This window comes from Rhodococcus sp. SJ-2, assembly GCF_053750035.1.
Map to the genome: position 1 here is coordinate 2,299,641 of NZ_CM132340.1, position 20,438 is coordinate 2,320,078.

General features: G+C 65.5%; 22 protein-coding genes. 5 read left to right on the forward strand and 17 right to left on the reverse strand.

Annotated elements, in window-relative coordinates:
• Positions 1 to 250 precede the first annotated feature (250 nt).
• From ACSYG9_RS10715 to ACSYG9_RS10740, 6 genes are all read right to left on the reverse strand, one after another.
• A complete protein-coding gene (locus ACSYG9_RS10715) occupies positions 251 to 490 on the reverse strand; it encodes a toxin (RefSeq protein ID WP_454842419.1) in 240 nt (79 codons plus the stop codon).
• Positions 487 to 747, reverse strand: a complete 261-nt coding sequence (locus ACSYG9_RS10720; RefSeq protein WP_454842421.1) for a ribbon-helix-helix domain-containing protein — start codon at positions 745 to 747, stop codon at positions 487 to 489. Before ACSYG9_RS10720 ends, ACSYG9_RS10715 begins: the two co-directional genes overlap by 4 nt.
• A gap of 188 nt (positions 748 to 935) precedes the next feature.
• Complete coding sequence (locus ACSYG9_RS10725) at positions 936 to 1,514, reverse strand: hypothetical protein (RefSeq protein WP_454842423.1); 579 nt, start codon at positions 1,512 to 1,514, stop codon at positions 936 to 938.
• A gap of 13 nt (positions 1,515 to 1,527) precedes the next feature.
• Positions 1,528 to 2,439, reverse strand: a complete 912-nt coding sequence (locus tag ACSYG9_RS10730) for a restriction endonuclease (RefSeq protein ID WP_454842931.1) — start codon at positions 2,437 to 2,439, stop codon at positions 1,528 to 1,530.
• Between the two features lie 23 nt (positions 2,440 to 2,462).
• A complete protein-coding gene (locus ACSYG9_RS10735) occupies positions 2,463 to 3,662 on the reverse strand; it encodes a restriction endonuclease subunit S (protein ID WP_454842424.1) in 1,200 nt (399 codons plus the stop codon).
• Positions 3,659 to 5,203, reverse strand: a complete 1,545-nt coding sequence (locus ACSYG9_RS10740; RefSeq protein ID WP_454842932.1) for a type I restriction-modification system subunit M — start codon at positions 5,201 to 5,203, stop codon at positions 3,659 to 3,661. Before ACSYG9_RS10740 ends, ACSYG9_RS10735 begins: the two co-directional genes overlap by 4 nt.
• Before the next feature lie 109 nt (positions 5,204 to 5,312).
• On the opposite strand from ACSYG9_RS10740, the gene ACSYG9_RS10745 reads away from it, so the two are divergent.
• Together ACSYG9_RS10745 and ACSYG9_RS10750 are read left to right on the forward strand one after the other, a co-directional pair.
• Complete coding sequence (locus tag ACSYG9_RS10745; protein ID WP_454842426.1) at positions 5,313 to 6,149, forward strand: putative protein N(5)-glutamine methyltransferase; 837 nt, start codon at positions 5,313 to 5,315, stop codon at positions 6,147 to 6,149.
• A gap of 8 nt (positions 6,150 to 6,157) precedes the next feature.
• On the forward strand, positions 6,158 to 7,564 hold the full coding sequence (locus tag ACSYG9_RS10750; RefSeq protein WP_454842427.1) for an aldehyde dehydrogenase family protein: 1,407 nt from the start codon (positions 6,158 to 6,160) through the stop codon (positions 7,562 to 7,564).
• 28 nt (positions 7,565 to 7,592) lie between these two features.
• Here the strand turns inward: ACSYG9_RS10750 and ACSYG9_RS10755 are convergent, their stop codons facing one another.
• From ACSYG9_RS10755 to ACSYG9_RS10785, 7 genes are all read right to left on the reverse strand, one after another.
• Positions 7,593 to 8,333 carry an anti-sigma factor gene (locus ACSYG9_RS10755; protein ID WP_435278224.1) on the reverse strand — a complete coding sequence of 247 codons (741 nt, stop codon included), beginning with the start codon at positions 8,331 to 8,333 and terminating at the stop codon, positions 7,593 to 7,595.
• Positions 8,323 to 8,898, reverse strand: a complete 576-nt coding sequence (locus ACSYG9_RS10760; protein WP_435278223.1) for a sigma-70 family RNA polymerase sigma factor — start codon at positions 8,896 to 8,898, stop codon at positions 8,323 to 8,325. The genes ACSYG9_RS10755 and ACSYG9_RS10760 overlap by 11 nt, the downstream gene beginning before the upstream one ends.
• Before the next feature lie 113 nt (positions 8,899 to 9,011).
• The gene (locus tag ACSYG9_RS10765) at positions 9,012 to 9,821 is read right to left on the reverse strand and encodes a DUF1295 domain-containing protein (protein WP_454842430.1); all 810 of its coding nucleotides are present in this window, start codon (positions 9,819 to 9,821) and stop codon (positions 9,012 to 9,014) included.
• Positions 9,818 to 11,125 (reverse strand): class I SAM-dependent methyltransferase, encoded by a 1,308-nt coding sequence (locus tag ACSYG9_RS10770; protein ID WP_454842431.1) that lies wholly within the window; start codon positions 11,123 to 11,125, stop codon positions 9,818 to 9,820. The genes ACSYG9_RS10765 and ACSYG9_RS10770 overlap by 4 nt, the downstream gene beginning before the upstream one ends.
• On the reverse strand, positions 11,122 to 11,871 hold the full coding sequence (locus ACSYG9_RS10775) for a DUF1365 domain-containing protein (RefSeq protein WP_454842433.1): 750 nt from the start codon (positions 11,869 to 11,871) through the stop codon (positions 11,122 to 11,124). Before ACSYG9_RS10775 ends, ACSYG9_RS10770 begins: the two co-directional genes overlap by 4 nt.
• Positions 11,868 to 13,181 carry an NAD(P)/FAD-dependent oxidoreductase gene (locus tag ACSYG9_RS10780; protein WP_454842435.1) on the reverse strand — a complete coding sequence of 438 codons (1,314 nt, stop codon included), beginning with the start codon at positions 13,179 to 13,181 and terminating at the stop codon, positions 11,868 to 11,870. Before ACSYG9_RS10780 ends, ACSYG9_RS10775 begins: the two co-directional genes overlap by 4 nt.
• Positions 13,171 to 13,803 carry an alpha/beta hydrolase gene (locus tag ACSYG9_RS10785; RefSeq protein WP_454842437.1) on the reverse strand — a complete coding sequence of 211 codons (633 nt, stop codon included), beginning with the start codon at positions 13,801 to 13,803 and terminating at the stop codon, positions 13,171 to 13,173. Before ACSYG9_RS10785 ends, ACSYG9_RS10780 begins: the two co-directional genes overlap by 11 nt.
• A gap of 159 nt (positions 13,804 to 13,962) precedes the next feature.
• Between ACSYG9_RS10785 and ACSYG9_RS10790 the strand changes: the two genes are divergently transcribed.
• Together ACSYG9_RS10790 and ACSYG9_RS10795 are read left to right on the forward strand one after the other, a co-directional pair.
• Entirely contained in the window at positions 13,963 to 14,625 is a 663-nt protein-coding gene (locus ACSYG9_RS10790; RefSeq protein ID WP_435278217.1) for a fasciclin domain-containing protein, read from the forward strand.
• A gap of 30 nt (positions 14,626 to 14,655) precedes the next feature.
• Entirely contained in the window at positions 14,656 to 15,237 is a 582-nt protein-coding gene (locus ACSYG9_RS10795) for a lipocalin family protein (protein ID WP_454842439.1), read from the forward strand.
• A gap of 47 nt (positions 15,238 to 15,284) precedes the next feature.
• Here the strand turns inward: ACSYG9_RS10795 and ACSYG9_RS10800 are convergent, their stop codons facing one another.
• The 3 genes from ACSYG9_RS10800 to ACSYG9_RS10810 all read right to left on the reverse strand — a co-directional run bounded on the left by ACSYG9_RS10800 (position 15,285) and on the right by ACSYG9_RS10810 (position 19,557).
• On the reverse strand, positions 15,285 to 16,784 hold the full coding sequence (locus tag ACSYG9_RS10800) for an SDR family oxidoreductase (RefSeq protein WP_454842441.1): 1,500 nt from the start codon (positions 16,782 to 16,784) through the stop codon (positions 15,285 to 15,287).
• On the reverse strand, positions 16,781 to 18,145 hold the full coding sequence (locus tag ACSYG9_RS10805; RefSeq protein ID WP_454842443.1) for a TIGR01777 family oxidoreductase: 1,365 nt from the start codon (positions 18,143 to 18,145) through the stop codon (positions 16,781 to 16,783). The genes ACSYG9_RS10800 and ACSYG9_RS10805 overlap by 4 nt, the downstream gene beginning before the upstream one ends.
• Before the next feature lie 62 nt (positions 18,146 to 18,207).
• Entirely contained in the window at positions 18,208 to 19,557 is a 1,350-nt protein-coding gene (locus ACSYG9_RS10810; protein WP_454842445.1) for a cryptochrome/photolyase family protein, read from the reverse strand.
• A gap of 33 nt (positions 19,558 to 19,590) precedes the next feature.
• Between ACSYG9_RS10810 and ACSYG9_RS10815 the strand changes: the two genes are divergently transcribed.
• Entirely contained in the window at positions 19,591 to 19,824 is a 234-nt protein-coding gene (locus ACSYG9_RS10815; RefSeq protein ID WP_226437032.1) for an RNA-binding S4 domain-containing protein, read from the forward strand.
• Positions 19,825 to 19,828: 4 nt separating this feature from the next.
• Here ACSYG9_RS10815 and rraA read toward each other — a convergent pair whose 3' ends face one another.
• Positions 19,829 to 20,317: a ribonuclease E activity regulator RraA gene (gene rraA / locus ACSYG9_RS10820; RefSeq protein WP_169689180.1), complete on the reverse strand. Its 489-nt coding sequence runs from the start codon at positions 20,315 to 20,317 to the stop codon at positions 19,829 to 19,831.
• Positions 20,318 to 20,438 lie beyond the last annotated feature (121 nt).

The window sequence follows — 20,438 nt, forward strand, 5'->3', positions numbered from 1 at the left end:
CGAGATGGTCTATCGGGGTATGGCGACCGGGCAGCTGTGGGGAAGGGGCCGAAGGCAAGCTCAGGGACCCGCAGGGTCTCCGTACGGTCGGGCACAGCCGCCCGCAGGGCGTCGTCTGGCCAGGCCACCGAGCCCGGGCAGAACCCCATCGAGTTCCCGGCCGAGAGTTGAGGAGCAGCCCCGCTTACTGCGGGCCGGACTGTAGCCACCCCGTGGACTGGTTTCGTGCACCTCCGCAGGGGGATTGAAATCAAGGCAGGAGATCGAAGTACTGCGGACGGGCCTTCATTGCGTGGATAAGAAGTTCGTTTCCACTGTCGAAACGCAGTACGACTATTTCCAGTAGACGGCCCTTCCGGTCGAAACCGAGTCGGAATTCTCGCGTGGGATGGTCGTCATCGAGGTCGGCTGCATAGACGTGATGCTGAGCCGCGTGGAGGCTGTCGGTCTCGTCGATTCCGTGCTTGAGTGCGGATTTATGTGCCTTCACGCGACCTGAGTCCAGGCGCGGATCGCTTCTCGAATCGCCTCCGACCTGGACACATGCTCCTTCTCTGCCCGCGCGTTCAGTGCCTGCAGCAACGCTTCGTCCATGCGGACCGGGACCACTGTTGCGGGGCCGTCTCCGATGGTCGGGCGACCACGCTTACGTAAGGTGGGGACGTCGTAGCCTGCCTCGGCTTCGTCGGCCCAGCCTTCGATCATCTCGTCGGTGACGGGGGTTCCGTCGATCGTCTCACCAGCCATACTCAATAGTGTAATACGAAATGGGGCTGGCCTGAACTCGCACGTAGAAGGCCAATACGCCACGAGCGCCGCACCGACGGCTACTGGTCCGGTCGTAAGTCGACCCAGCTCGCTCGGAGGTACTACTGGCGGCGGCCGTAGCGCGGCGCGTGCTGCCTGAGGTTGTGTGCGTGCGTTTGCAGCGATCGTCAGGCGTCGGTGGCTCGCCCGAGGACATGCGCCGCGAACGCACGGTTGTGGTACTGCGCGTACGGGCCGCGACCCTTGCCGACGAGCAGTTCGGCTAGGGGGCGGATCGCGGCGGCGAGAGGCAGGCCGAAGAATTGTTCGTCGGCCCCATCGTCGGACAGGAACCAGTCGATGACGACACCGTCGCCGTCCGCCGACGCCATCCCGGTGCGATGGAAACGCAGCAGTGGGAGGCTGTCCTCCAGTTGCTCGACGGTCTTCGAAGTGGCGGCACCGAGAGCGGACTCCGACACATACAGGACGATGCGGTAGTCCACGATGTCGCTTCCCTCGAGGTGGCGCTCGACGTACAGCACTTCCATCGGTCCGACGTTCAGCGTGAAGAGCCGCTGCATCTCGGCGGTCCTGTTCGTGGTGGGGAGCGCGCTCAGCGTCCACCGGTCCACTTCCGCGCCGGCCGGGTCGTCGAAGGCGTCGGCCAAGAAGTCGGCGACGAGGTCGACTCCGGGGTCGAAGAACGGGTCCCGTTGCAGTTCGGCGAAGTTCTCGTCGCTGGCGGACGGGTGGAGTGTTTTCACGGGTGTCCTCGGTTCATTCGAAGTAGTCTTCGTCCACTTCGACGACGGTGAAGGTCTGCCGGGTCTGCACGGCCACGCCATATCGAATCATCAACGACGCCAGGCGTTGTCCATCGATGAGGATGATGCGTGTGCCGATATTCTGGGCGTACTCGCGGGCACCGGAGGTGAAGGAGCTGGTGGTGATGAATACGCCGCGGGCGGCACCGACGCCGTGCAGGGCACCGACGAACGCCTGAATTTCGGGTCGGCCGACGGTGTTGTCGGCGGCGTAGCGCTTGGCCTGCACGTAGATGCGTTCGAGTCCGAGCGGGTCCTGATCGATGACCCCGTCCACGCCGCCGTCACCGGAGCCGCCGATGCGGGTGGCCTTTCCCTCAGCGCCGCCATAGCCCATGGCTACGAGCACGTCGAGGACGGACTGCTCCAGGAAGTCGGGGTGCTGCCCGCGCAGTCGTGTCAGCAAGTCTGTCGCGACCTCCGAATGCAACCGAGTGATGCCACTCTCGATCTGTTCGAGAGGGTCGGCTTCACTCTCGTCCTGTGCGGCAGTACTGACCTGGCCGGGTTCGGTTTCCGATGTATTCCGGACGACGGGAACGTAGTTCTGGTACGCCGGAATAGCTTTCAGCGTTCTCTCGGTGATTCCGTCTGGGTGCTGCGCGAGCAGGGCGCGGCCGGCGTCGGTGATGGTGAACGTGGCGCGTGCCGGTTTGTCGACGAGTTGCGCACGGAAGAGTCCGCTCAGCGTCCATCCGATCCTGTTGTCGAAGCGGCTCTGTCCGGACGCCAGCGCCTCAGCCCGCTGCTCGGCCGTGAGGCCGACATGATCTGCGACTGCTTCGTGCAACTCTCGCTTCCGCCACGTTGCGCCGTCAGCGAGCACCTCCAGCACCGGCGTGAGGAATCCGGACCACACCGGCATTGCAGACACCGGGGTAGGTGTTATCACAGTTCGCCTCGGAAGGCGCGGGACTGGAGGGAGGAGAAGAGGGCGTCGAGTTCGGCGAGTGCGGCTTGGTGATGGAATTTCAGCCTGCCGATCCCCTGCACCCGCTCTGCGTACTCCAGCTGCAGTTCGAAGGGAGGTACTGGCACCTTGAGGCCGCGGAGCCGCCCCATACTGATTCGTGCGCGTGTTTGGCCCAGGACCAAAGCATGCGCCATCTTCTCCGTTGACTTCTGATTGAGAAGTCCCACCAGGAACTCTGCGTTCGAGGTTCCGATCTTTGGTCGCACTTGAACACAGTCGGCTTTGTTCAGCGCTATCTGAAGCCATTCTGGCTGAACACAAGCGCGGAGATTCGGCTCCCCCAGGGTTCCTACCAGCACGTCACCAGGGCGGCAATCATGATGACTCAATGTGGAGTAGTGATCTTCTGCCACATACGCTCGATCTTTGTCAACGAACTCACCGACTCCGATGTTCTGAAGGCGGATGACCCGCACCCCTTCATCCACATAGTGTGAGCTCTTCAGATTCGATCCGAAGGGACCGTCGGAGAACTTGTCTGCAAGTGACCCAAGTTCCGCCACGGTCCACCCCCGTGGATTCAGCGCCGGGTCGCCGAACATGTCAACGAAGATCGACTGGGTCAGCTCGTCGAGGCGGGCGAGGGCTTCGCGGCGCTTGGCGCGGAGGGCGTCGGCGTGGTCGAGGATCGCCGCGATCCGCCGCTGCTCCTCGATCGGCGGAAGTGGGATCGGCAAAGCCGCATACTGTTGAGCATTGATGTTCGGCTGCGCCACAACGCGCTGACTGTTGGCGATCCAGCGCCAGTACTGCAGACTCTGCGTATAGCGGAAGACATACTCTGGGACCGCCCGGTCCAGATCGAGTTCAAACTTGATCAGATAGCCTGCGTACACTGCCGGCTGGCTGCCGTCCGAATGCAGATACGCCTTTCCGACGGTTGCTCCTGATCGAGCAAAGAGCAGGTCACCCGGGTTCAGAAGTGCCTTAGCCCAGGAGCCTTCATCGCCATCAGGTGCGACCCTGTTCGAGTTGAGGCATCCGTTCTCATCGATGTCAGTGATCCTGATGTATCGCGGATCACCGGAAACCCACTCCCGCGAAGAGAGCCCAACGCCGTACTGCCCTTTGCCGTGGGATATATCGCTTAGCGTCGCGACAGGCCACCCGCTCACGCTGCACCACCCGCAAGCATCTCCCGCAGCTGTGCCATGCCGTCTGTGATTTCCTTCTCGAGCCGGTCCAGCTCGTCGAGGATCTCGGTCGGCTTCCGGTGCTCGACTTCCTCGTGCACGATTTCCTTGTACCTGTTCAACGACAGGTCGTAGCCCTGCGCGGCGATGTCCTCACGGGGCACGCAGAAACTCTGCTCCGTCCGCGCGCGTTCCAGCTCCGCACCGTCACGTTCGGCCCAGCGCCGCAGCACATCCGGGAGGTTGTTCTTCACATGCTCATCGTCCGACAGTTCGGCAAGCGCACCGAGCTTGTCGGCGTCCAGCAGCGGGTTGCGCTTGTCGTCCAACGAGAATCCGTCGGCCTGCACGTCGTAGAACCACACATTGTCGGTGCCGCCCGAGTTGGTCTTCGTGAAGAACAGGATCGCCGTCGACACACCCGCATACGGCTTGAACACCCCCGACGGCAGCTTCACGACCGCGTCGAGCTTCTGCTCCTCCACAAGAATCCTGCGAAGTTCCTTGTGCGCCTTCGACGATCCGAACAGCACGCCGTCGGGCACGATCACCGCCGCACGGCCACCCGGCTTGAGTAGGCGTAGGAACAGCGCCAGGAACAGGAGTTCCGTCTTCTTCGTCTTCGCGATCTGCTGCAGATCCTTCGCGGTGTTCTCGTAGTCGAGGCTGCCCGCGAACGGCGGGTTCGCGAGGATCAACGAATACGCTTCGGCATCACCGGTGTTCGCTTCGGCAAGTGAATCGCGGTACCGGATGTCGGGCTGCTCGATGCCGTGCAACAGCATGTTCATCGACCCGATTCGCAGCATCGTGTTGTCGAAGTCGAATCCGTGGAACATCTCGTGGTGGTACTGCTGCTTGCCGGCACCCGCGTTGATGGCGTCCGCGTGATAGCTGCGCATGTACTCCGACGCGCCGACGAGGAAGCCGCACGTACCGGACGCCGGGTCCACAATCGTGTCGCCCGGCTTCGGTGCCGTCATGTGCACCATCAGCTCGATGATGTGCCGTGGTGTGCGGAACTGGCCGTTCTGCCCGGCGGCCGCGATCTTCGCGAGCAGGTACTCGTAGATGTCGCCCTTGGTGTCGCGGTTCTCCATCGGCACCTTGTCCAACCGGTCCACCACCCGCTGCAACATCCCCGCGTTCGGGATGCTCAGCCGCGCGTCCTTCATGAAATGCGCGTACGTGGACTCCTCGCCGCGCATGTTCTTGATGAACGGGAACACCCGGTTCCCGACGATGTCGAACATCTCGTCGGCATGCCGGTCCTTGAACACCGACCAGCGCAGGTCGTTGAACGGCCTGCCGTCCTCGTCGTCGCCCTCCGGGAACGGGTTGCCCTCGATCGGGTCGCCGAACAGGTTCGCCTTCTCCAGCGCCCGCGTCTGCTCGTCATCCAGCCTGCGGATGAACAGCAGGTACGTGATCTGTTCCATCACCTCCAGCGGATTGGAGATGCCGCCCGTCCAGAATGCGTCCCAGACTGCATCGACCTTGTTCTTGATGTCACCGGTGATCACGGGTACCGCTACCTGCCTGTCCTGCTCGCTCGAGTCCAACAGAACTGTATAGACCACCCCACCGACAAGGTATTGCCCAGGTCGGCACATGCGCGGTTTAGGGTGGACTGTGACCGAAATCGGAGGAAGTCCGAGCGCGGCGCCGCCCCTCGCGACACTGACCGTACGGCTGAGGTCTGCCGGGTGTGTCTTCGCGGAAGACGAAGCCCGCCTGCTCACCGATGCAGCGCGCAGCCCGTCCGATCTGGAAGACCTCGTACAGCAGCGGATCGACGGCCGACCTCTCGAGCACGTGCTGGGATGGGCCGAATTCTGCGGTCTGCGGATCAGCGTCGACGCAGATGTCTTCGTTCCACGCCGTCGCACGGAGTTTCTTGTGCACTGCGCCGCCGAAGTCGTTGCTCCGGGTTCGTTCGTCGTCGACATGTGCTGCGGCTGCGGTGCGGTCGGGGCTGCGCTCGCCGCTGCCGAACCCGCGATCCGGCTGCACGCCGCGGACGTCGATCCCGCGGCGGTCCGTTGCGCGCGGCGCAACCTCGAACGATGCGGCGGCGACGCCCACTGCGGCGATCTCTATGCGGCGCTGCCCGACACGATGCGAGGCCGCATCGATGTGATCGTCGCCAATGCCCCCTACGTGCCGACGGCGGCGATCGCGACAATGCCGTCGGAGGCACGACTGCACGAGCCGCGTGTCGCGTTGGACGGCGGTGCCGACGGACTCGACATGCATCGTCGCCTGGCGGTGTCCGCGTCGGAGTGGCTTGCGCCCGGGGGCCACCTGCTGATGGAAGCCGGTCTCCGGCAGGTCGAGGCAGCAACCGGGATCCTCGCTGCGGAGGGACTGGCAACGGTCGTTCACCGGTCGGACGAATTCGATGCCACCGTGGTCGTCGGCGTTCCCCGCAGATCGCGACCAGGGTGTAAGGAGATCGGAGGCGGGTAGACCGAAGTATGGTCACATTTGCACTCCAGAACCCGAACACCGGTACCGACGAAGAGCAGTTCGAACGAATCGACGACTCAGACCGAGATACGATCCTCGATCGCGCCACCGAAGCGCAGCGCAGCTGGCAGGAGACCTCCGTCGACCAGCGCGCGGATGTTCTCCGCGCCGTCGCCGATCTCTATGAACAGCACAAAGATCGGCTGATCGACTACATGGGCCGAGAGATGGGCAAGCTCCGACCGTGGGGCGCGGCCGAACTGGACATCGTGGTGGGCATCTACCGCTGGTACGCAGACAACGCCCACCAACTGCTCGCGCCCGAGGAACTCCCGGCGCAGGGCGCGGACCGTTCGTACGTGGTCAAGCGGCCGCTCGGAGTGATCCTGGGAATCATGCCGTGGAACTTTCCGTACTACCAGGTCGCGCGGTGGGCGGCCCCTAACCTGCTGCTCGGAAATGCGCTGGTGCTCAAGCACGCGGGGATCTGCCCGCTCTCCTCCCAGGCGTGCGAGGACCTCCTGATAGAGGCCGGGCTGCCGCGTGGCGTGTTCCAGAACATCTACGCTTCCGGCTCCCAGATGGAACCCTTCATCGCAGACAAGCGGATCCGGGGTGTCTCCCTCACCGGATCCGAAGGCGCGGGCTCGGCAGTGGCGAAGACAGCCGGGGAGCACTACAAGAAGTCGCTGCTCGAACTGGGCGGAAACGATCCCTTCCTCGTGTTGGATGCGGAGAACCTGGAGTGGGTACTGGACCGATACGTAGACATCCGGATGTTTGCAACGGGCCAGGCATGCAATGCGCCGAAGCGGCTCATCGTGCAGCCGGAATTCTACGATCGCACGGTGTCCTACCTGGAAAAGGCGATCGGCGCGCTCACGGTGGGTGCCTATGACGATCCGGATGCCGAAGTAGGCCCGCTCAGCTCGATCGGTGCCCGCGACGAGATCGTCGACCGCCTCGCCACCGCGGCACGCGAGGGGACCGCCACGATCCGGGTGGGCGGGAAGAAGATCGACCGTGACGGCGCGTACATGGAGCCGACCCTGCTCACGGATGTGGATCCGTCCGCAGATGTGGGGTGCAACGAGATCTTCGGTCCGGTCGCGATCGTGTACAAGGCGGACGGGGTGGACGAGGCCGTGCGCATTGCCAACGAGGAATCCGAGTACGGACTGTCCAGCTCTGTATGGTCCTCGGACGTCGACAAGGCGCACGAGGTGGCTGCGCGGCTCAAGGACGGCATGACGTTCGTCAACGAGCATGCGGTCACCGCAGCCGGCCTGCCTTTCGGCGGTGTCGGCCGTTCCGGCTACGGCCGCGAGCTGGCGCAGTGGGGCGTGGGCGAGTTCGTCAACGAGAAACTGATCCGTGTGTCCGGACAGCGCAGCGCTGGTCTGTCGCCCACATGAGCTTCGATTGCCCGACGCAATCGGGCGATCAACCGAGCGGCAACTCAGCGAAAATGCTTGTCGGCTGGGTTGATCCGCCTTCCGGCTCCACACTGAATCCCAATGCGGTCGCATCCGAGATGCCTTCGAGCACAGCCGTGGTCGACGGTGCGACGTCGGCGGGTGTCATGGTGCCTGCGGCAGTCGCGCCGTCGGGTCCGATCAGCCACATCTGGTAGACGGTGCCGTCGGTCGGCGGCGCGACGTTGTTCATCACCAGCACACCGGCGTCGACGTCCTTCGAATACACGACCGTCGCCGTACCGCCCCCCTCGATCGAACCCGAGGTGGTGCGCACGTCCTCGGCGGCGAGAACCTGCGCCGAGGTGGGGGGAGTGCCCTGGCCGATCTGGGTTGCCACGCCGATACCTGCGATGGCGATCACCACCGCCGCCGCTGCCGCAAGCAGGAAATAGCGTCGCCGGTTCCGGCGGGCCGACAGGTCGATCGGGGAATCGGGCGCAGAGGTATCCGGAGCAGTGCCGATGGTTTCGAGCAGACGGTGACGTACGTGGGCCGGCGGCTCGGCGACTGTCGCATGCGAAACCTGCGCCATCGTCTCGCGAACCTCGCGGACCTCGCGCCGGAATGCTGCGGCGACGTCGGAGTCGGCCTCGGCCACTCGCAGTTCGATTTCGCGGCGTTCGTCGTCCGAGACCGCATCCAGGGCGTACACAGCGGCGAGGTCGAGCAGATGGTTGTCGTCGAAGTCGAGAGGGCTACTCGTCATCGCTGGTCACCCCCAGACAGTTCTTCAAGCGGATCAGGCCGTCCCTGATTCTCGATTTGATGGTCGGCAGCGTCGAGGCCAGTCGTTCCGACACTTCGCGATAGGTGAGGCCGCCGTAGTATGCGAGCTCGACCGACTGGCGCTGCAGATCGGTCAGCGTGCCCAGACAATCGAGGACCTGACGTGTGTCGTCGCGGCGGAGTGCTTCGTCGCTGACGCTGTCGAACTCCGTGGTCGTGGACAACGCGCCGTAGCGGGCCTCTCGCTCGGCCCCCGACTGCTCGGAGCGCACCCGGTCTACCGCCCTGCGGTGCGCCAGCGTGATCAGCCACGACAGCGCCGATCCCTGCGTGCGGTCGAATCCCGTCGCGGTCCGCCACACCTGCAGGTAGACCTCCTGCAGTGTTTCTTCGCTGTAGCCGGGATCGCGCAGTACCCGCAACACCATGCCGTACGCCCGCGCTCGCGTCAGGTCGTAGAACTGCGCGAAGGCAGCCGAATCCTCCGCCGCGACTCGATCGAGCAACGCTTCGAGTGTGTCGGTTCCGCCACCGACGTCGGTCATGGTCCGTGTCCGCTCATCGGACGAAACACTAGCCGGACGAATCGGGCCGCTCAACCTGCACCCACCTGGATGTGGCCCGGTCACGAGTGGCAGCGACGCATCGAGCACGCCGATCATCTCCTGTGGACGCGCGACCGCGGGGGCCGCGGAAGGAAATACGACGTTCGCTGCTGGTACTCGGGATAGCCGGGCCGTTTCGACATGGACTGCTCGAGCAGCCGCGCACCTGTCGCGTAGACGAGGAAGTACGTCATGATCGCGGGTGAGGCCACAGTGACTGCTCCGGGCCACACACTCGCCGCGATCAGCCATACTCCCCACCACACGGTGGCGTCACCGAAATAGTTGGGATGACGCGTCCACGCCCACAGCCCGCGGTCCATGATCCGGCCACGATTCGACGGGTCCGATTTGAACCGCCGCAGCTGCAGGTCGCCGATCGCCTCGAACGACACACCGACGATCCACGCGGCGACACCGACCCAGAGCACCACCGTGCCGACGCCGCGGGTGGGCCCGAGCACCGCCGAGACCTGGATCGGCAACGACACGAACCATTGGGCCGCGCCCTGGGTCACGAAGACCTTGCGGATGATCGTGGCGATCGAGTGGTCACCGGCGCGTTCGAGCATGTCCGTGTAACGGGGATCCTCGCCTTTGCCCAGGGACTTGCGGTACATGTGCCATGTCAGCCGCAGACCCCACACCGTGACCAGTGCGAGCAGGAGGAACCGACGCGAGGCGTCACCGCTGCCGAGCAGTGCCGAGGCGGCGGCCACCGCCACGAAACCGAGACCCCACGACACATCCACCACGTTGTACCGGCCGATGCGGTGCCCGATAGCGAAGGTGACCGCCTGGATCACCGCGAGCAACACCACCGCAGACACCGTGATGAGCAAGAACTCCGGCCATGTGCTCATCGCTCGTTCTCCTTCCGGAACACGATCTGCTGGACGTCGAGATAACCCGACCGGAACCCGGCCTCCGAGTACGCCAGGTAGAACTCCCACATCCGCCGGAACACGGCATCGAATCCGAGATCCGCGACCCGGTCCGTGCGCGTGATGAAACGTTCCCGCCACAATCGCAGGGTCTCGGCGTAGTGGTCGCCGAATCGCAGACGATCGACGGTGCGCAGCGAGGTCAGCGAACGGGTGATCACGTCGATCGATTCGGTCGACGGCAGCAACCCGCCCGGAAAGATGTACTTGTGGATCCACGTGTAGCTGTCGCGCGTCTCGGCCATCCGGTCGTGCGGCATCGTGATGGCCTGCAGTGCGACGAGACCACCGGGTCGTAGGAGTCGATCGAGACTGCGGAAATATGTGGGCCAGTAGTCGTATCCCACCGCCTCGATCATTTCCACCGAGACGATCGCGTCGTATTCGCCGTCCACTGCGCGATAGTCGAGGAGATCGATCTGTACGCGGTCGGACAGACCGGCCTCCGCCACCCGCCTGCGGGCCAGCGCCTGTTGTTCGGTCGAGAGCGTCACAGAGCGCACGGTGGCACCACGCTTCGCGGCACGCACGCTCAGTTCACCCCAGCCGGTACCGATTTCGAGGAGCCGCGTTCCAGCGCGCACGTCCGCGGCATCGAGCAACCGGTCGATCTTGCGGTGCTGGGACGTCTCGAGAGCATCCCACCGTGCGGGGAGCTCGTCGAACAGCGCACTCGAGTAGGTCATGGACCCGTCCAGAAACGTTTCGAACAAGGCGTTCGACAGGTCGTAGTGGCGGGAGATGTTGGAGCGGGTGTTCTCCTCGGTGTTCCGTTCCCCAGTGGGTTGCGCCGCGACGACGAGCCGGCGCAAACGTCGGAGCGGCAACGGGATCAGCGACCCGATCTCGGCGGCGAACGGGGTGAGTACTGCGACAGGGTCGGACGCGGTCCAGTCGCCCGCCATGTAGGCCTCACCGAAACCGACGAGTCCACCGCGGCCGAGCCGTCGGGCGAACGACTCCGGATGGCGGATGATCATCCTGGGCAGGATCCGAGAATCAGTGCCATTGCTGCTTCCCGCCGCTCCGCTGCCTCCGAGTACGGTCCCGTCGGGGTACTCCACCCGCACGTCCAGGCGCGCAGCAGCATTGCGGAACAACCGGTCGGCGACCACCGCGGCGACGCGGGTGCGGAGTCCTCCTTGGACGGATGCCAGCCCGGGCCATCTCGTCGCGTCGACGCTCACATGCGGGGTCGGCAGTTCGAGTTCGGGTGTGCTCATCGAGAGATCTCCTGTAGATGTCTGGGGGCCGAGGGCGCGGCCGGACGCGGGACGAGGGGCAGCCCCCGCAGCCACAGCCCGATGCCCTGCCTTCGGATGCGAGCCGAAACCATGTGAGGTGCAAGCGGATGGGTGAACTGAGTCAGGGCGATCACCCCGAGAGTGGCGGGTCGGCCGGACCCGCGCATCGTGGCCGTGAAAGGCGGCTGTCCCTCGCGGTGTAGCGACACCTCGACATCGAGAAAGGGGCCTGGCTCCGCGAGCCGCAGGGTGTAACTGCCGGTGACCTCATTGAACGGGGAGACGTAGAAGACCTTGTCGGCCTCCGCGTGTCCCGAGGCATCCGGCCTCAGCAGATAACAGTGCCGCCCCCCGTAGGTGTTGTGCACCTCGGCCACGACGCACGCGAGCGCGCCGCCGGGATCGTGACACCAGAACAGCGTCAGCGGATCGAAGACGTGACCGAGTACCCGCGCGTTCAGCAGCGCGGTGATACGTCCGCCGTCGAGGTCGATTCCCTCGCCCGCGAGATACGCGTCGATCCGCTCTCGGAGCGTCGCGTCCGGGCGGGTGCCGTCGAAGTGATCGGCGGGGTCGAACCGGGCGAACGGACGCAACCACCACGGCAGCACCGGAAGGTCGTCGAGGTCGATGTACCAGCTGTAGCTTCGGTATTCGAATGCGTGCCGGATCGGTGCGCGCCGAACGTGTCCGATTCTGGTGCGGTAGATCCACGCCGTGGTCACGGGGACACCTCCGCCTCGATGCAGGAAGGCGCACCCCACTCGACGCCGAGCCGCCGAGCGGCCTCCACGCCGGACCGGGCGCCGTCCTCGTGGAATCCCCACCCGTGGTACGCGCCGGCGAATGCGATTCTGCTGTCGCCGATCTCGGGCAGACGTGCCTGTGCTGCAGTCGATTCGGGCGTGTACAGCGGGTGTTCGTACGTCATCTCCGCGATCACCTTGCGCGGGTCGACGAGATGCGCGCCACCCAGGGTGACGAGGAATCGTCGATCCGTGACCGTGGTCAGCCGCATCAATCGGGTCATGTCGTAGGTGACGATCACTCCCTCGGGCCCGGTGTCGGCCGGTGTCAGATAGTTCCACGACGCGCGGGCGCGCTCGTTACGGGGCAGCAGCGACGTGTCGGTGTGCAACTGTGCATGATTCGTCGAATACGGCATCGCGCCGAGTACTCGGCGTTCGATGGGTGTCGGATGGGCGAGCATGGCGAGGGCCGCAGACGGATGCACGGCGATGACGGCCGCGTCGAACCACCGCACATCTCCGTCGCCGACGACCACGCACACCCCGTCATCCGTCCGCTCCACGCTGCGCACCGGGGTGTCCACGAGCACCTCGTCGAGCCGCCGCGCGAGTGCGTCGACGTAAGTGCTCGAGCCGCCGGTCACAGTGCGCCAGGTGGGGGAACCGAAGACGGTGAGCATGCCGTGGTGGTCGAGGAACCGGAAGAGGTAGCGAGCGGGATAGCGGGTGGCCAGCGCCGGGTCGCACGACCACACCGCGGCGACGAGAGGTGTCATGAAATGATCGATGAAGAACGGGGAGAATCGATTCCGTGCGAGAAAAGCCTCTAGCGGCTCGTCCTTCCCGTCGTCACCCGATTCGAGTAGGGCCAGCGCGGCGCGGTGGAAACGCAGTATCTCAACCAGCATCCGGAGGTAACGCGGCTTCGTGAACGACCGCCAGGTGGGAAAGAGCCCCGGAAGACCCTTCGCTCCCGCATATTCGACTCCGGTGGGATCGGAGCGGATCGACATCGACATGTCGCTCTCCTGAGTGGCGACACCGAGCTCGTCGAACAGGCGTAACAGTGTGGGATAGGTGCGGTCGTTGTGCACGATGAAGCCCGTGTCGACGGCGACTTCCTGCCCGTCCTCGAGCGTGAGGTGGTGGGTGTGGGCGTGGCCCCCGAGGCGTGAGTCCGCCTCGAACAGGGTCACGCGGTCGCGCCGGGACAACACGTGGGCGGCGGTGAGCCCGGCGACGCCGCTGCCGACCACGGCGATGGAACGGGACGGTTCACGCGTCATGGTTTCCTCCGGTAGAGCTCGTCTCGGGTGTCAAGGCATCGATGAGGAAGTCGGCGGTGACGGAGTGCCACCAGCCGGGCCGGGTCAGCATGAAATGTCCCGCGCCGGGTAGTGGACACCACGTCGCGTCGACTCCGCGCCGCAGGGCCGCCGCGGTCTGGGATTCGGCCGACGCGGGATCCGTCCAGCGGTCGCCGGTTCCGTGCGCCACCAGGAGCCGACGTCCCGCAGGGATGAGTGCGGCGTCGTTGGCGGGCCACCAGGGGGCCAGCGCGACCACTGCTTCGACACCGTTCTGCGCGGCGAGATGTGCCGCGACCCGCCCGCCCATCGAATGCCCCACGAGGGCGATCCGGGTGTCGGGCCGCCGATCGAGTGTCGCGTCGAGTGCACGCAATGCGTCGTGCACGGGGCTCATCCGGTCGCCGTTCCAGCCGCGCACTCCGTACTGCACCTGGCCCACCGTGATGCCGTGACCCGTCAGCCTCGAACGTAACGCCTCGGTCAGCAGGGCCATTCGCACGCTCGTCAGATGCCACGGTCGTGTCCCCGCATGGCTGGAGGGTTTGCCACCGGGCAGTACGAGGACGTGCGCGCGTCCCCGAGGTGAAGTGGAATCCATGCTCGGGCTTCGGTGCGGGCGCGATTTCGGATGGGTCGCCGGCACCAGAAAATATTTCTTCCGATCGCACCCATCCCCCTGCCCCGCAGCGGCGAATGACTCTCCGACACACCTCATCGACGCGGTTCGAGGACCGCGCGTACCGAAGGGAACGAGACGATGGCGAATCGGACACGTAAGAGCTTGGCGCTTATCGGTATCGGCGCTGCGGCGGTACTGAGCATCTCCGCCTGCACGTCGGACGACAGCTCCGACACCACGATGGATACGACCACCACCATGACCGAAACCACCGCACCGATGGAAACGACAGAGTCCGCCGCAGCAATGCCGGCAGGCCTCGTCGGGCCCGGCTGCGCCGCCTACGCAGAACAGGTGCCGACGGGTCCCGGTTCGGTCGAAGGGATGGCGCAGGAGAATGTGACCACTGCGGCATCGAACAACCCGATGCTCACCACGCTCACTGCGGCGGTCTCCGGGCAGCTCAACCCGGACGTGAATCTCGTCGACACTCTCAACGGCGGTGAATTCACGGTGTTCGCGCCGGTGGACGACGCCTTCGCGGCGGTCGATCCCGCGACCATCGAGACGTTGAAGACCGATTCGGCGCTGCTGACCGATGTCCTCACCTACCACGTGGTCCCCGGTCAGATTGCGCCCGCCGATATCGCCGGCGAGCAGACCACCGTTCAGGGCGGCGCCGTCGAGGTCGCAGGCTCCGGTGACGAGTGGACGGTCAACGACGCCAACGTGATCTGCGGTGGCATCGAAACAGCGAACGCGACGGTCTACCTGATCGACGGCGTCCTGATGCCGCAGTAGTACTGCGTCGGCAAGCAGAAGGGAGACCCCATGAGGAAAACAATCATCGGTCTCGCTGTGGCGCTCCTCGCCGCAGCGGGCTCGACATTGGTTGCAGCACCCGCGCAGGCGGCACCGCTGAACCCCGTTCCGCAACTCGATGTGAGCCGCTACCTGGGCGGCTGGTACCAATTGGCGGCCAATCCGGCGCCGTTCAACCTCGATTGTGTGCGCGATACCACCGCCAACTACTCACTGATCGACGAACAGAACATCCGCGTGGAGAATTCGTGCACCACGATCACGGGTGAACGCCGAGGAATCGTGGGCAACGCGCGGGTCAACGACACTGCGTCGCTTCATGTGTCTTTCCCCGGTGTCCCGACACAGGATTCATTGGACGGGCCGAGCAACTACATCGTTGCGCATCTCGCGGACGACTATTCGTGGGCGCTGGTCGGTGACCCGAGCAGGCTTTCCGGTTTCGTGTTGTCGCGGTCCCCGGTGGTGGACGCGGCGGGCTGGCAGGAGATCCGTGCAGTCGTGGAGAGCGAAGGCTACAACTCGTGCCTGATGCTCACCTCTCCTACGACGGAAGGGCTTCAGGAGATCAAGCCGCTCTGCACCGTGTGAGCGAGACGGAAAGACCGGTGGCGCAGAGCGTCACCGGTCTTTCCGTGTCACCGGTCTTTCCGTGCTGTTCCAGCAATGTTCTCGAGCATGCCGGCGAAGATGATTCCGTGGAACGGAAGAAGTGAATACCAGTACACGCGGCCGGCAAGACCTTTGGGAAAGAAGACTGCACGCTGGTACAGGCGGGTGCGGTCGGAGCCGAGGGGCTCGACCCGCCATTCGAGCCATGCGCCGCCCGGCGCAAGCATTTCCGCTCGCAGCCGCAACAACTTCGGGCGGTCGATGCGCTCGACCCGCCAGAAATCGAGTGCATCCCCGGTGTGCAGGGTGCGGGGGTTCCGCCGTCCGCGGTTCAGTCCCACTCCGCCCGCGAAGCGGTCGAGCCAGCCGCGAATCGTCCACGCCAACGGGAATGAATACCAGCCGTTCTCGCCGCCGATTCCTTCGACGACATCCCACACCGCGTTCACGTCTGTGTCGCAGTCGAGGCTGCGCTCATCCGTGTAGACAACCTCCCCGGCCCACTCCGGATCCGACGGTAACGGGTCTGCAGGCGCGCCGACAGGCGACGCGTTCGCCCACGTGGTTTCCACTTCGCCGCGTTCGATACGCCCCAATGCCAATGCGACGGCGTCGCGATACCCGGTGAGCCCGCCGCGTGGCGGCGCGATCACTTCGTCGACATCGTGATCGTCCATCACCGCATCGTTTCCCAGCGATTCGATCAGGGTGCGGCCCAGGGACGGCGGGATCGGAGTGACCAGGCCGATCCACAGGCCGGCCAGTTTCGGTGTGAGAACCGGAAGCACCAGGATCCTGCGACGGTGCAATCCCGCCACGTCTGCGTAGACCTGCATCATCTCGCCGTACCGCAGCACATCGGGTCCGCCGATGTCGTAGGTGCGGCTGCGCGGCAGCGGGGCGGTCGCTGCGGCCACCAGATAGTGGAGCACGTCCCGGATCGCGATCGGCTGGATCCGGTTGTTCACCCATCGGGGTGTCGTCATGACGGGCAGGCGATTGCTCAGATGCCGGATCATCTCGAATGATGCCGAACCCGAACCGATCACCACGCCCGCCTGAAGCACCAACGTGGGCACCCCGGACTCGAGCAGGATCCGGCCGACCTGTGCTCGCGACCTCAGGTGCGTCGACAACTCCGCGGACTTCGGGTGCAGGCCACCGAGATAGACGATTCTCCCGACATCTGCACTGCGCGCGGCGGAGGCGACGTGTTCGGCAGCGCGACGTTCTGCGTCGAGGAATTCGCCGCGACCACCCATCGAATGCACCAGATAGTAGACGACGTCGATGTCCCGGCATGCTCGCTCGAGCGATTCGGGATCGCCGAGGTCGCCGCGCACCACTTCCACATCGCCTGCCCACGGCACGTCCCGGAGTTTGTCCGGATTGCGCGCGAGAACCCGCACCCGGTGTCCCGCTGCGACCAGGCGAGGTGCGAGCCGGCCGCCGATGTACCCGGTCGCCCCCGTCACGAGGATGCGCAGCGACTGCCCGGGCGAGTCGGCGCGACCTGTTTCGGTCATGACGCCGCCAGCAGGTGGCCGAGTTGGTGGCGCAGGCAGTCCTCGAGGGAAGCCCTTCGGAATGTGTGCCCGGCATCGAGCAGACGCCGGGGTACGACGTACTGGTCGGCGGTCGCCAGCTCGCGGGCACCCTGCTCACCGAGCAGCAACTTCGGACCGAAGCCCGGGACGGGCACCAACGCCGGACGGTGCAGTACATCCGCCAGAACTCGCGTGTATTCCTCGTTTCGGACCGGTTCCGGCGCAACAGCATTGACAGGGCCTGACAACGACGGGTCGTAGAGCGCGCGATGGTAGACGTCGAGCAGGTCGTCGAGATCGATCCACGACAACCATTGCCTTCCGCTGCCGAGGCGCCCACCGAGACCTACAGCGAACAAGGGCCGCATCAGCTGCAGAGTGCCGCCGCGCGGGGTCTGCACCACCCCGGTACGCACATTGACCACGCGCAGTCCCGCGTCGGCGGCGGGTGCGGTGGCAGCCTCCCAGTCGGTCACCACATCGGTGAGGAAACCTCCTCCACCCGTGGAGTGCTCGTCGAGTGGTTCGTCCCCTCGGTTGTAGCCGTACAGACCGATCGCCGATGCACACACGAACGTTGCCGGCCCGTTCGCGGTACTGGCCGCGCGCTCGGCGAGCCGCCTCGTCGGTTCGATGCGGCTCTCGCGTATCGCGGCCTTGTGGGAGTCGGTGAACCGTCCGGCGATCGACGCGCCTGCGAGGTGGACGACGGCGTCGACGCCCTCGAACAGGTCGGCGGCAGGCGACTCGGGATCCCAACGTCGCTCGTCGTCGCCGCGCGCCGTTCGCCGCACCAGGTGGATCACCCGGTAGCCGCCGGTGCTCAGGAATGCGGTCAGTGCCGTGCCGACGAGCCCGGTCGTGCCGGACACCGCGACGGTCGCGGGCCGCACTCCCTGCTCACGTGCCCAGCGGTGGCTCGCGAGGTCTTCGGCGAGCTGGCGATGCCGGTAGCGGAAGGTCTGCAGCAGCAGACGTTCGGGGACCGGGGTGTCGACGCGATCGGTCAGGCGGGTGCGGTGGCCGTCGACTTCCTCGAATCGGTGTTCGTGGCGCCACGAGCGGACAAGCCCTGCCGGTACCGACATCACCCCGTCGCGGCCGAGTTCGTCGACGAAGCGAGCCGGCGGATCGTAGGCGTCGCGCTGATGGTCCGCGACCCACCGCAAACCCCCGGGCAGTCCGAGGACGGCGCGTCCGTCCGAGAGGGATTCGGCCTCGGATACGACGCTCATCGGCTGCCACGGCGGTAACAGGCGATGGATCGCGCCGCGCCGCGTGTGCCAGTCGAACACGTCGTTGCGGGTCGCGTCGACGACGCTGCTGTACTCGATTCCCATCGTGCCTCCGTGGATCGTGTTCCGCCTGTGTTCCATTCGGAGCCGGTCGCTCGGCGGATGGTTCAGTCTCGGGCGGAGATCTCTCCGTATCGTGCCAACGCCACCTGTCGTTCGTGGGCATGATCGACCATCGGCTCGGGATATCCGGGCGGAGGGCCGTCCGGCAGCCGATGGACACTTTTACCCGCGATGTCGCCCAACTCGGGTACCCAGCGGCGCACGTAGTCACCCTTCGGATCGAACTTCTCGCCCTGTGAGGTCGGGTTGAAGACGCGGAAATAGGGTGCGGCATCGGTGCCGCAGCCGGCCGTCCACTGCCATCCGTGCTGGTTGGATGCGAGATCGCCGTCCACGAGGTGTGTCATGAAGTGCTTCGCGCCCCACCACCACGGCAGGTGCAGATCCTTGGTGAGGAACGACGCGACGATCATCCGGAGCCGATTGTGCATCCAGCCTTCGGCGAGTAGTTGCCGCATTCCTGCATCGACGATCGGGAATCCGGTGCGGCCCTGCTGCCACGCGGCGAAGGCACGCTCGGCGTCCGGTCCTGTGTCGTAGCGGATGCTCTCGAACCGGGGGTTGTAGTTGCGGTATGCGGTGTCGGGGCGGTGGTGGAGGACGTCGGCGTAGAAGTCGCGCCAGCACAGTTCGCTGCGGAAGGTCACGGCGCCGGGGTCCGAACGGCCGCGCAGATCGTGGAGCAGGGTGCGCGGGTGCAGGCACCCGAATTTGAGGGCGGCGGACAGTCGGCTCGTGCCGTCGAGATCGGGCCGGTCGCGGTCGGTGTCGTATCTTTCGAGCTCGTCGTCGCGGAACTCCCGCCAGCGGCGCAGTGCAGCCTGCTCACCGGCCGGGGGCAGCATGATGTCGGTGTCGTCGTCCGGGATGTCGACACGCAGGTCGACCCCGTCCGGGTCCAGCCACGACACGGTGGAGACGTCGGTGGTCGCGGGGGATCGCCACCCGTGGTCGAGCCAGGTGCGCCGGAACGGGGTGAACACCCGATACGGTGTGCCGTCGTTCTTGAGGACGCGACCGGGCGAGACGGCATAGGGCGAGCCGGTCCGGACCAGCGGCACCTCACCGAGCGCGGTCTCGACCGCTCGGTCGCGGCGCGACCCGTACGGCGCGTGATCGGCACTGATGTGCACGGCACCCGCATCGAACTCGCGGGCGATCTTCGGTACCACGGTGGCGGGGTCGCCGTGGGCGACCAGCAACCGCCCGCCGAGGTCGTCGTCGAGAGCGCGCAGACAGCGCAGCAGAAAAGTGTGGCGGGGCCCGGTGGCAGCGAACGTGTCGTCGAGCACGAACAGCGCGACCACATGGTCGGCGTCGGCGGCGCTCGACAGGGTGGGCAGATCGCTCAGCCGCAGATCGCGGCGGAACCAGACGACTTCGGTGGTACTCACCCGTCCAGTGTGCGTGGAGGGGGATGGGTGACAATGGCGAACATGGCCGATGCGTTCGAAGTTCCCATCCGTGACGACACGATCAGGCTCGGCCAGTTCCTGAAACTGGCGAGCCTGATCGAGTCCGGCGCCGAGGCCAAAGAGGTGATCGCCGACGGTCTCGTCTCGGTCAACGGTGAGATCGAGGTGCGCAGAGGCAGGCAGTTGCACACCGGTGATGTCGTCGAGATCGGTGGAGTGAGCGCGCGGGTGGCCCGCGACGCGTGAACGGTCAGTCTGCCGCGCGGACTACCACGCCGTCATGATCGCTGTAGACGATCTCGCCCGGGTTGAACGTCACCCCGCCGATCTCGACGGGCACGTTCTTCTCACCCGATCCGGTCTGGGTGCTCTTGCGCGGGTTGGTGCCCAGCGCTTTGACGCCGATGTCGAGTGTGCGCAGGATTGCGGAGTCGCGCACGGCACCGTTGATGATCACACCGGACCAGCCGTTGTCGACGCCGCGTCCGGCGATGATGTCGCCCACGAGGGCGGTGTGGATGCTCGCGTCGCCGTCCACCACCAGGACACCGCCGTTGCCCGGCTCGGACAATGTCTGCTTGACCAGCAGATTGTCCTGGAAACAGCGGATCGTCGTGATCGGTCCGGCGAACTCGGCGCGGCCTCCGAACTGGATGAACTGGGTGTCGCAGCTGCGGATGTCGGGGCCGATCTCGTCGGCGAGGTCGGCGGTCGCGGTGAATTCGATGGCTTCGCTCATGGGGCGAGGATAATGCGTGTGCAGGCGCCCCTCGGTGATGGTGACGACGGCCACGGGCCCACTTCGCCGCAAATGGGTAGATTCTTGTATTCTTACTGGCCGGTTTCGCCCATGACGGATA